This is a genomic window from Halorussus sp. MSC15.2 (assembly GCF_010747475.1).
GTDB lineage: Archaea > Halobacteriota > Halobacteria > Halobacteriales > Haladaptataceae > Halorussus.
Genome location: NZ_VSLZ01000007.1, coordinates 176,727 through 188,101 on the forward strand (window position 1 = coordinate 176,727; position 11,375 = coordinate 188,101).

Below are 11,375 nucleotides of genomic sequence, written 5' to 3' on the forward strand. Positions count from 1 at the left end.
TCCCGTCCTCCGTTCGGTTCCGTTGCACCGGGAACGTTCGCCGCGTCGGAGAAGCGAGCGGCCGCTTCGACGGCGACCCCGCTCCGCCGACTCTCACGTCTTCCGCCGACCGTCGCTGTCTCCCGAACGAAGGCGTCGCTTCGATGGTAATCGCGTGTTAATCGACCGAAAACCCGTCCTGAACTGAGTCGGCGACCGTTGCAACCAAAGTAGGCCGTCCTTCCCGGGGCGGAACGTTCGTGAACGGACCTGAACGGACGACTACATTATCAGGGCGTATCGGCAATTCTCGGGTAGCAGAACGCGCCGACGGCGGACGCTCGTCCGCCGAGGGAGACGGGAGACACACTTTCAGGATGACAACGAACACGACAGGGGCGACAATCGAATCGGCCGCCGAGACAGTCGCCGACCTCTGCGAGGACCGCGAACTCGTCGTGGCATCGAACCGCCAACCGTACAGCCACTACTACGAGGACGGGGACGCCGTCAGCGTGGACCGCCCGGCGGGCGGTCTCACCGCGGCGCTGGACCCCGTGATGCAGGCCGCCGAGGGGACGTGGGTTGCGTGGGGCGACGGCGACGCCGACCGAGAGGTCGTCGGCCCGGACGACACCGTGGCTGTCCCGCCCGAGGACCCCGCGTACGACCTCGCACGCGTCTGGCTGACAGACGAGCAGGTCGAGGGCTACTACCGCGGATACAGCAATCAAGTGCTCTGGCCGCTGTGTCACCTCGACACCGCGAAGATGAACCCTCGCGAGGAGTTCTGGCGCGAGTACCGCGAGACCAACGCCGACTTCGCCGACGCGATTCTCGACTCGACGGACGGCGCGGGAAGCGACCCCGTAGTCTGGTTTCAGGACTACCACCTCGCGCTGGCCCCGCGGCGGGTCCGGGACGCCCGGCCCGACGCCTTCCTCGCGCACTTCTGGCACATCCCGTGGCCGTCTCGGGACGTGTTCCGGGCGTGCCCGCAGTACGAGCAACTGCTCGACGGACTGCTCGCCAACGACCTCGTGGGCTTTCACACCGAGGACTACTGCCGGAACTTCCTCGACTGCGTGGAGGCCGCGACCGACGCCCGCGTGGACCGGGCCAGCGGTAGCGTCTCGTACCGCGGCCACCGGACCTTCGTGCGGTCGTTCCCGCTCGGCATCGACGCCAGCAGGCAGGCAGACCTCGCCGAGTCCGACGAGGCCGACGAGTGGTGGGCCGAGTTCCGCGACGCCCACGGTATCGACCCGAGCGACACCCTCGCGGTGGGCGTCGAGCGCCTCGACTACACCAAGGGCATCGAGCAGCGCCTCGCCGCGCTCGAACGCTTCTGGGCCGACAACCCCGAGCGGCGCGGCGAGTTCACCTACGTCCAGAAGGGGACCGAGAGCAGGTCGGGCATCGAGGCCTACGACCGACTGCAGGACCGCGTGGCCGCCGAAATCGAGCGCATCAACGACCGGTTCGGCACCGACGACTGGACGCCGGTGATATACACGACCGACCACCTCCCCGAGGCGGCCATCGCCGCGCTCTACCGCGAGGCCGACCTCGGTCTCGTGACGCCGGTCCGCGACGGGATGAACCTCGTCGCAAAGGAGTACGTCGCGGCCCAGACCCGCGACCCCGGCGTCCTCGTGCTGAGCGAACTCGCGGGCGCGACCGACCAGTTGGGCGACGAGGCCGTCCTCGTCCACCCCTACGACACGCCGGGCTTCGCCGACGGCATCGCCGAGGCGCTCTCGCTGTCGCTGGCCGAGCGCCGCACGCGAATCGCGGACCTCCAGCGCGAGGTCCACGCCAAGGACGTCTACGAGTGGCTCGAATCCACCTTCGAGACCGCCGCCGCCGTCGAACGCGGCCGGCGCTCGCTCCGGCAGAGCAGACCGAGTCCGACCGACGACTGACGCGGGCGACGACTCGACGCTCGCACGACATCCGCATCCACCGATGGCAGACCCCACCGACCCAGACCACGACCGCGACGGCGGCACCGCCCCGGACGACAGTACCGGCGACGAAGTAGCTTCGGACGACGACGCCGACGACCCCAACGCCGACGGCCCGGACGATGCGGACGCCGAGATTCCGGCGCGACTCCGCGAGAACCTCTACGTCGTCGTCGAGGAACTCGCGGACCACGACGGTCTGCTCGTCGCGCTCGACTTCGACGGCACCCTCGCCGCCATCGAGAACCGCCCGGAGGAGGCGACGATTCCGGACCCGACACGCGAGGCCGTGGCGTCGCTAGCCCACGAACCGAACGTCGAGGTCGCGGTCGTCAGCGGCCGGGAACTGGCCGACGTGCGCGAGCGCGTCGGCGTCCCCGACATCTCCTACGCCGGGAACCACGGTCTGGAAATCCACGCCGACGAGTACACCGTCCACCCGACCGCGAGCGCGGCCGAGGAGGACATCGCCGAACTCTGCGACCTGCTGACCGACGAACTCGCCCACGTCGAGGGCGTCATCGTGGAGAACAAGGGCGTGACCGCCACCGTCCACCATCGACTCGTGGACGACGACGAGGTGCCCGCGGTCGTGGACGCGGTCGAGACGCTGGTCGCCGCCCGCGACGACGTGCGCCTGACCACCGGCAAGGACGTACTGGAACTCCGGCCCGCGGTCGAGTGGGACAAGGGCGAGGCGGTCCGTGAACTCCGGGAGGAACTCGTCCCCGACGACGAGCGCTGGCTTCCGGTCTACGTCGGCGACGACACGACCGACGAGGCGGCCTTCCTCCACGTCGGCGACCGTGGTCTCGGCGTCAAGGTGGGCGACGACCCCGACACCGAGGCCCCGTATCGCGTCGCCGACTCGGAGGCCGTCCGCACGATACTGGAGTGGTTGCACGAGTACGGCGTCGAGTTCGTCGGGACCGACCACCGCGACGTCTCCGGCGGGCCGTCGTGACCTGCCGCGGTCCGAGCAATTCGGCCGGGAGTCACCCTGCCGTCGGCGTAATGCCGCGTTGAATCGGCCGTCGCCGCCGCGAACGATGTGAACGGTCGCTCCGGTTTATTCGCCGAATCGGACAACTCCAGTACGGAACCATGGCTACTGACGACGGCGACACCGACGACGAGCAGCGCGAGGACCGCGCCGAGTCGGCCGACTCCCCGGACCGCTTCGGACCGGGAACGACCGACCCGTCTCGCGGAGACGGAGACGACGAGGAGAACGTGCGGACCTACAGTAACGGGGGGCGAGACGCGGACTCCCGCCGACGTGGCGACGCGCCGGGCGGCGAGTCCCCGCCGCCGACAGGTCCCGGCGGACCTGACCCACGCCACGGGAACCAGACCGACCGGCCGAACTCCCAGCAGCGACGGTACGGCGCTCGACCGCCGAGCGGTGGTGCCCCGACCGAGGGTACTCAGGGACCGACTCCGGGGGAACCGTCCCCCGGCAAACCTCCCTCGGGCGAATCGCCTTCCGGTAAACCACCGTCCGGCGAACCGCTTTCCAGTGAGCGGGCCGGTGGCCGCGAACCGACCGGTCCCCCGGAGCGACCCGGCGGTCAGGGTGCAGAGAGCGGCCCGGGACCGACCGGCGGTCGAGACGTTCCGGCGCGACCCGATTCGACGCCGGGCGAGGGTCGCCGGTCCGCGCCCGACGTGACGCCGAAGCGAACGCAACCGCCGAAGAAACCGTCCGAACCGGCACCGACGGACCGGGCCGAGCGAGGCGAGCAAGCTCGGGGTTCGTCGGAGCGCGGCGAGAGCGGGGCGGGGACCGAATCGGAGTCCGGGCCGCCGAAGTACGGCGGGCGGTGGGACCCGAGCCGCGGCGGCGAGACCGGTCCGACCGGTCGGAGTGGCCAACCCGGCCCGCAGGGCGACCCTCCGCGTCAGCGTCGGCGGACTTCCGGCCGTCGGGCCGACCGCGAGCGCGCCACGCGGGAGTACGAGCGACGGTTCGACAGGCAACTCGACAGACAGCGCGACTTCCAGATAGAGAAAGGCGGCGGGAAGTACCGGCGACGGTAATCGGGACGACCGCGAGCGGTCGGTTCGGTACTGCGGGTATCAGTCGCCCGCGTCCGTTCTGGCGGTTCGTCGGGCCGCGCGCTCGATGAACTCCTCGGGTAACTCGTCGATTTCCCCGGCCTGCACGCCCCAGAGGTGCGCGTAGAGACCGTCCTCGTCGAGCAGCTCGCCGTGGGTTCCGCGCTCCACGATTTCGCCGCCTTCGAGGACCACGATTTTCTCGGCGTCCTTGATGGTCGAGAGGCGGTGGGCGATGGCGAACGTGGTCCGGTCCTCGGTGAGTTCGTCCAGACTCCGCTGGATGAGCATCTCGGTCTCGGTGTCCACGTCGCTGGTCGCCTCGTCCAGCACGAGGATTTCGGGGTCCTTCAGCACCGCGCGGGCGATGGAGATGCGCTGGCGCTGGCCGCCCGAGAGTTTCACGCCGCGCTCGCCGACTTCGGTCTCGTAGCCGTCCGGCAGGTTTTGGATGAACTCGTGGGCCTCCGCGGCCTTCGCGGCCTCCACGATGTCCTCGTGGTCCACGTCGAAGGTGCCGTAGGCGATGTTCTCCTCGACCGTCCCGTAGAACATGAACGTGTCCTGACTGACGTAGCCGATGTTCTGGCGGAGGCTCGGCAGACTCACGTCCCGCAGGTCGGTGCCGTCGATGCGGATGGCACCCTCGTCCACGTCGTACATCCGGAGCAGGAGTTTAAGGACGGTGGACTTGCCCGCGCCCGTCGGTCCCACCAGCGCGAGGGTGTCGCCGCCATCGACTTCGAAGCTGACGTCGTTCACGATGGTCTCGTCCTCGTCGTAGCCGAAGGTCACGTCGTCGTAGACGACCTCGCCGTCCTCGACCACGAGGTCCTCCGCGTCGGGGTCCTCCCGGATTCGACTCGGTTCGTCCATCAACCCGAAGATGCGGGAACTCGACGCGTACGCGCGTTGGTACATGTTGATGATGGAGCCGAACTGCGCCATCGGCCAGATGAACCGCTGGGTGAACAGGATGAACGTGACGAACTCGCCGGGTCTGAGGGTTCCGGTGAAGAACCACGGTCCCTCGCCGTTGAACACCCAGAGACCGCCGACGACGAAGGTGAGTGCGAACCCGAGTCCGGACAGAATCTGGAGCGAGGGGAAGAACTTGATGCGGGTGACGATAGCGCCCCAGTTCGAGTCGAAGTAGTCGTTCGACACGTCCTCGACCCGGTCGGACTCGTAGCTCTCGGTGTTACTCGTCTTGATGACCTGAATCCCGCTGAGGTTGTTCTCCAGTCGGGAGTTGACGTTGCCCACCGCGGTCCGGACGTCGGCGTACTTCGGCTGGATAATCTGGATGAACTTGTAGGTGAAGATAGCGATGAGCGGCACAGGCACCATCGCCACGAGTGCTAGCTGCCAGTTGATGGCGAAGAGGAATGCTGCGATGGCGAGCACCATCACGCCCAGTCGGAACGCCGAGTTCATCCCGTCGTTGAGGAACCGCTCCAGTCGGTTCACGTCGTTCGACAGGATGGACATCATCTCGCCGGTCTGCTTGTCGGCGAAGAAGTCCATGTTCAGCCGCTGCATCTTGTCGTACGTGTCGGTCCGTATGTTGTGCTGGATGTTCTGTGCGAAGGAGTTCCACCCCCAGTTTCGCGCCCAGTGGAACGCCGCACCGACGCCGAAGGCGGCCGCGACGACGCCGACCGAGAACCAGAACTGGCCGGTCCGTCCCGTCGGTGTAATAGCCGCTACCAACCCGCTCGATACGAACGGGAGTTGCCCCGCCAGCGCGTCCGCGTACGGAATCTGGTTGGACTGTTGGCCGAACAACGAGTCGATGGCGACGCCGAGGATTACAGGCGGGAGCAGGTTCAGCACCCGCGCGAAGATGCTCGCCACGACGCCCGTGACGAACGCGAAGGCGTTCTCCGACCCGTATTCGAGGAACAGCCGTTTCATGGGGTTCTCGGCCTGCTCCCGTTGTTCCTCGAACGGGTCGTCTTCGTCGTCTGTGAAACTCATTACCACTGTGAAAAGGTTCGGCCGTTGAAAAACTTTCCTTCGAATCGAAACACCGGGGGCGTGGCTTCGAGCGTTCTCATCGGGCTTCGAAATGACGAATAGACTGACCTTATGCGTATCGGTAGTCTGTGAACGAGTGGCAGAACACGCGAGAGTCGCCGAGCGTTCGACGCCCGTCCCGAACTACAGCGACTGGGACTCTATCTCGGGGTCCACGTCGGCCTGAGCCAAGTCCTGTCGGATGCGGTCCCGCAGCGGACCGGGCACGGTGTCGCGGCCGACCGGGACCGCGGTCTCGCCGTCTCCCTTCACCTTCCAGTAGACCACGCACTCGCTCGGCGCGTAGAACTCGATGCTGTAGTAGTCGTCGCCGCCCTTGTAGTGGACGCGGGCCGCGAACCCCTCGGCCTGCCAGCCCTCCTGTTCGGTGAGCGCCTCGACGCGTTCGTCCATGGCCGAGGGTAGTCGGCGGCCGTGGTAGTGGTTTACGAAACGCGACCGAGAAGGTAACAGTTATTTCCGGCGAGCGGTTTTGTCCCGATATCGGGTCCGTGGTCTAGTTGGTTATGACGCGGCCTTTACAAGGCTGAGGCCGGTGGTTCGAATCCGCCCGGACCCATCGATTTTATCCGCGAACGAAGTGAGCAGTCGAATCTGTGACGGAGGGCGATTCGAAGCCCGAAAGACGAGCGGAGCGAGTCTTTCTCCGGTTCGAATCCACCCGGACCCACTTCTGACGGTGTACCGCGACCAGCGAGGTGACGCCCGTTCGTCGTCGTGCGGCGGCAGTCGGTTCGCCCAACTCGAATCGCTGGTCCCTCGGCTTCCGAGACGGTCAGCGTCGGCCCTCTTCTCCCATCCCGGTGGACCGAGAGTTGCACCGAGGTGTCCTCCGACGACCACGGGTCGCGTCGGGCGAACGTGTCGGTAACTCCTTTCTGCGGTTACGACCGGGAGAACGTGTCGATGACAAAACGGGCGGACTGAGAGACCCGGGAGACCGTAGCGGAGGGCCGAAGCTCCAGTCGGCGACCGGTTCAGTCAGTCGATTTCGGCACGGACGAACGAGAGGTAGCCGAGGGCCGGTGGGACGACAATCCAAGTGAGCAGCACGCCGACCACGGTGACGGTGCTGACCGACTCGCTCGTCTCGAACGCTCCGCCGGGGAGGAGCCGGAGCGACCGGAAGTACGCCTCGGCGGGACTCAACGTGGTGAAGACCTGCCAGACGCCGCCGGAGAGTTGGACCCCCAGCAACAGGTCCGCCGCGCCACCGATAACCTGTGGGACGGTGATGGGCGAAACGCGCGACCACAGGAGCGTGAACACGGAGTACATCACGACGGTGTTGGTCATCGCTCGCCTTCGACTGTCGCTCGCGGCGGAGACGGCGACACCGATACCGACGTACGACCCCGCGAACAGGAGCGTGAGACCACCGAACGTCGCAACCGCGTCGAGTCTCGGCCGGTCGAACATCTGCGTCGACACCGCTCCGGCGAGGAGGAAGGCGAGTCCGACGGCCGCCGAGACCAGCCCCAACCGCGAGGTGTACTTACCGAGTAGTACATCGCTCCGTTCGAGCGGGTACCCGAGGAGGAACCGAATCGTCCCGGAGTCGCGCTCACCCGCGATGGTGAGGTAACTCGCGAGTAGCGACACCAGCGGCACGAACAGGAGACCGACGAGCACCGTGAGCTGAATCGCCGTGTAGACCGTCTGGCCCTCGGTAAGGCCGACGCCGACGAAGAGAATACCCACGAATAGAACGTACAGTCCGAGAACCGCCTGCATCAGTCGGCCGCGCCGGATGTCCAACAGGTCCTGCCGGACGACGCTGACCACCGAACCGAAGTCGGTCACGCCGACACCTCCGTTTCCTCGGGGCGCGACGTCGCCGTCCTCTCACCGGCGTCCGCACTTCCCGTTAGCGCCGTGAACGTGTCTTCGAGGCTCCCTTCGTCTACCTCGAAGTCGGCGACGCCGCCGGCCCGTTCGAGTGCTGCTATCACTCGCCCCTTCGCCCGCGCCCGTCGGCACGAGACGGTGACGCGTTCTCCTTCGACCTCCGCCTCCTCGACACCGTCGAGGTCCGCGAGTACCTCGGGTCGAACCGGTGGCTCGGCGACTGTCGCCCGCACGACCGTGTCGTCCGTCCATCGCTCTCTGAGGGTATCGATGCTGTCCACCGCTGCCATCTCTCCCGCCCGCATCACGCCGACGCGGTCGCTGACAGCCTCGACTTCGGGGAGGATGTGCGACGAGAAGAAGACGGTGGTCCCGGCGGCCGCCTCTTCGAGGACGACGTCTCGAATCTCCTGCATCCCGTTGGGGTCGAGTCCCGACTGGGGTTCGTCGAGGACGAGCAGGTCCGGGTCACCGGCGAGGGCAGTCGCCAGCGCCATTCGTTGTGCCATCCCGGTCGAGTACCCACCCGCCCGGCGGTCCCACGCGTTCGGGTCGAGACGACCCGAGAGAGCAACTCCTCCGGGTCGTCGTCTGCGTCTTTGATGCGAACCGCGGAGGCGACGTGTTCCCGCCCGGTTAGCCGGTCGTAGACCCCGACGTTCTCGGGCAACACGCCGGTTCGCGCCCGGAGCTGGCGCGACTCCGTCTCCACGTCGTGGCCCAGCACTGTTCCGCTGCCCGACGAGGGGGACATGTAGCCGAGTAGTACGTTGATAGTGGTCGATTTTCCGGCACCGTTGGGACCGAGGAAGCCGAACACTTCGCCCTCCTCGACCTCGAACGACAGGCCGTCGACGGCGGTTACGTCGCCGAAACGCTTCGTCAGATTTCTCGTCTCTATCACTGACATCCGGTCTTCGGTACCCGAATGACCGCAATAAAGGGGTGCGTCCGTTTTCGCCCCTGTATCGGCTTCAGCGGCCGATACACCCGGAATTTCGGCGTTGTAGCTCTCCTCGTTGCCGGGGTCGCTCTCCGGTCGATACACCACTGTAGCGACGAGATACTCGCGTACAACGATTCTCCGAGACCACCGTCACCGGTGGATATAACAACGTAAAAAGATGATATCGGTATCATGACCCGGAAATCGGCGTCGCTCCTCACCAAGACCCAGCGGCGACGCCTCCGAAACGACTTCAAGGAGCTGACCGAGAGCAAGAAACGGCGAGACCAGCAACGAATCCGCAATCGGCTACAGGCGGGCACGCTCGACTTCCAACTCCTCGCCGACGTTCCGGACAAACAACTCGATTTGGCGTTCGACGACGCGTCGGACGAGGAGCTTCGAGAGGCCCTCTCGAACGCGTATCTCACCATCGAACGCATCCGCGAACTGAAACAGTACGACCGAGAGGACCTGATAGAGACCGCTCGCGCTCGGGGGAACGAGTACTCGGAGCACGGAGACGACGTGCGGTCGCTCGAACGACTCGACCTCCGCACCGAGACCGAGGTGCGAGCGGCGGCCGAGACCGAGACCGAACGACGACTGACGGGGAGTCGGTGGACGAAGTACGCGAACGCGGTGATGGCTCTCGGTGCCGCCGGGTTCGTATTCAGCGCGTTGCTGTGGTCGCTCGACCAACTATTCGGGACGAGTCTCTGGGCCGGCAACAACGTTCTCGTCGTAGCCGTCTTCCTCCTCGTGTTCCTCGGTCTGGCCGGTTGGACGTTGATTATGGGGGCGAACGTCCTGAAACACGACGTCAGTCCCTACGTCAAGCGGCTAGTGGACGAGAAACTCCACTCGTAGCGACAGCGGTACGTCGAACTCGCCGGAGGCCACCAAACCTATACCACCCTACGAGAAACGCCACGGCCATGCGCTGGCACGCCAGTTTCGGGGTGATGGAGTGAACCGCCGTCTGCTGGCCGCGGCCGTCGTCCTGCTCGGAACCGTCGGGGGAGGCGTCCTGTTCGCCGACGGTGTGATTCCGGGTGCGACTCCGAGCGACGGGACGACTCAGCCCGCGGAGACGACCGACACCGAAGCGGGACCGACGACGACTGGGACCCAACCGAACGACGGCAACGCGGGGGGAACGACGACCGGGACGACCGACGACCGCGAGTACGCGTTCACCATCCTGACGGTCGAGAAATGCGGCAGCACCTGTCGGGACGTGACGGCCCGATTGGACAACACCGGCGAGACGCCCCGGGAGAACGTCCGCGTCACGACGAAGATGTACGCGGACGACGAACTGCTCTGGTCGGGCAACCAGACCGTCGGGACTCTCGGCCCCGGCGAATCTCACACCTCCACGAAGCGCGTGAACGTGGGGTTCTCGGGCGGGATGGCTATCAAGGCCAACGACGGCTACGTCACCATCGTCACGGTCGTCCGCTCCGACAGCGGGACGACGCGCTTCTCCGAGCGCCGGAAGGTCGCCTGACCCCCGCGCTCACTCGATGTCGGCCCCGCAGTCGGGGCACTCGTCGTCGGCGATGGTCACCTGTGCGTCGCAGTCGGGACAGAACTCGAGATAGCAGGCCGGGTCGCCCATGTCGTCTGTGCGGTACGGTCTCGCGGAACAAAGTCGTTGTCCCGCCTCCGTCGTGGTGTTTCGAAACGCTTTTCTCTCTCATGTGCCTCGTTGCGAGTGCGCCGCCTTAGCTCAGACTGGGAGAGCACTCGACTGAAGATCGAGCTGTCCCCGGTTCAAATCCGGGAGGCGGCACTTCTCTGAACTCGACCGAACAGCGAGGCGTTTTATCGCCGAGCGATTCGTCGAGTTCTGAAAGTGTACCCGGTACGGATTCGAACCCTATCAGAGCCAGCCCGCGCAGCGAAGCGAGCAGGAACCTCTGATTTCGGTTCAAATCCGGGAGGCGGCATATTCCTGCGGCCGACAACACGAACGAGCGTAGCGAGTGAGCTGTCGTCGGTGAGTCTGCATCCCGAGAAGATTTGAATCTTCTCCGTTACAATTCAATCGATGACAAACCCTGCAAGCCCTACTTCCATTTCGCGCCAGTTCTAGTGTATTCCCCGGTACTCGTCCCGGTCTTCGTCACTCCTCGATGAAGTTCGTTCAACTGGTCCGGACGCTTTGTTCTTTACTACGCTCTTCCAACTACTCGACAATATTCCGGACGACTTGACCCAGAGGGAACCGCACGTCTTACAGCCAACGACCGATGGTGTCGAAACCGTCTTTTTCCGTAGCGTGGCTTTGTACGTAATCTCGAACTCTGAGTCTTCGGCGGTGTACTGGTAGAGTTTGTTCCCTTCGGTGTCACAAACCGGGCAGCACTCGCCGATTGGTGTGTCACCTCGCTTTTCGGTTCCTTCTTCTCGGAACTTGACGAACTTGTTACGGTTCCGTGTATCGATAGGTTTCGACGTAGATTCGTCTCGTTCTGTTTCGTATCGTTTTGTCTCGTCTCGTGACTCTATTTGGGACGAACTAGAGGACG

The 11,375-nt window shown here is 65.4% G+C and carries 8 protein-coding genes, 2 tRNA genes and 1 pseudogene; 7 read left to right on the forward strand and 4 right to left on the reverse strand.

Annotated elements, in window-relative coordinates:
* The first annotated feature begins 356 nt into the window (after window positions 1-356).
* From FXF75_RS20130 to FXF75_RS20140, 3 genes are all read left to right on the forward strand, one after another.
* Window positions 357-1,904 (forward strand): trehalose-6-phosphate synthase, encoded by a 1,548-nt coding sequence (locus FXF75_RS20130; protein ID WP_163523859.1) that lies wholly within the window; start codon window positions 357-359, stop codon window positions 1,902-1,904.
* A 43-nt stretch (window positions 1,905-1,947) separates the two neighbouring features.
* Entirely contained in the window at window positions 1,948-2,910 is a 963-nt protein-coding gene (otsB, locus tag FXF75_RS20135; protein WP_163523860.1) for a trehalose-phosphatase, read from the forward strand.
* 140 nt (window positions 2,911-3,050) lie between these two features.
* A complete protein-coding gene (locus FXF75_RS20140; RefSeq protein ID WP_163523861.1) occupies window positions 3,051-3,986 on the forward strand; it encodes a hypothetical protein in 936 nt (311 codons plus the stop codon).
* 39 nt (window positions 3,987-4,025) lie between these two features.
* Here FXF75_RS20140 and FXF75_RS20145 read toward each other — a convergent pair whose 3' ends face one another.
* Both FXF75_RS20145 and FXF75_RS20150 read right to left on the reverse strand, forming a co-directional pair.
* Complete coding sequence (locus FXF75_RS20145) at window positions 4,026-5,984, reverse strand: ABC transporter ATP-binding protein (RefSeq protein WP_163523862.1); 1,959 nt, start codon at window positions 5,982-5,984, stop codon at window positions 4,026-4,028.
* Window positions 5,985-6,167: 183 nt separating this feature from the next.
* Window positions 6,168-6,437, reverse strand: a complete 270-nt coding sequence (locus tag FXF75_RS20150; RefSeq protein ID WP_163523863.1) for a hypothetical protein — start codon at window positions 6,435-6,437, stop codon at window positions 6,168-6,170.
* 92 nt (window positions 6,438-6,529) lie between these two features.
* On the opposite strand from FXF75_RS20150, the gene FXF75_RS20155 reads away from it, so the two are divergent.
* Window positions 6,530-6,603 (forward strand) — tRNA-Val (locus FXF75_RS20155).
* Between the two features lie 422 nt (window positions 6,604-7,025).
* Here the strand turns inward: FXF75_RS20155 and FXF75_RS20160 are convergent.
* Together FXF75_RS20160 and FXF75_RS20165 are read right to left on the reverse strand one after the other, a co-directional pair.
* On the reverse strand, window positions 7,026-7,847 hold the full coding sequence (locus tag FXF75_RS20160; RefSeq protein ID WP_163523864.1) for an ABC transporter permease subunit: 822 nt from the start codon (window positions 7,845-7,847) through the stop codon (window positions 7,026-7,028).
* Window positions 7,844-8,802, reverse strand: a pseudogene (locus FXF75_RS20165) (ABC transporter ATP-binding protein). Before FXF75_RS20165 ends, FXF75_RS20160 begins: the two are co-directional and overlap by 4 nt.
* Window positions 8,803-9,030: 228 nt before the next feature.
* Here FXF75_RS20165 and FXF75_RS20170 point away from each other — a divergent pair.
* The 3 genes from FXF75_RS20170 to FXF75_RS20180 all read left to right on the forward strand — a co-directional run bounded on the left by FXF75_RS20170 (window position 9,031) and on the right by FXF75_RS20180 (window position 10,636).
* Entirely contained in the window at window positions 9,031-9,708 is a 678-nt protein-coding gene (locus FXF75_RS20170) for a hypothetical protein (protein WP_163523865.1), read from the forward strand.
* 100 nt (window positions 9,709-9,808) lie between these two features.
* Complete coding sequence (locus FXF75_RS20175; RefSeq protein ID WP_163523866.1) at window positions 9,809-10,351, forward strand: hypothetical protein; 543 nt, start codon at window positions 9,809-9,811, stop codon at window positions 10,349-10,351.
* Window positions 10,352-10,562: 211 nt separating this feature from the next.
* Window positions 10,563-10,636: transfer RNA gene (locus FXF75_RS20180), tRNA-Phe, on the forward strand.
* Window positions 10,637-11,375 lie beyond the last annotated feature (739 nt).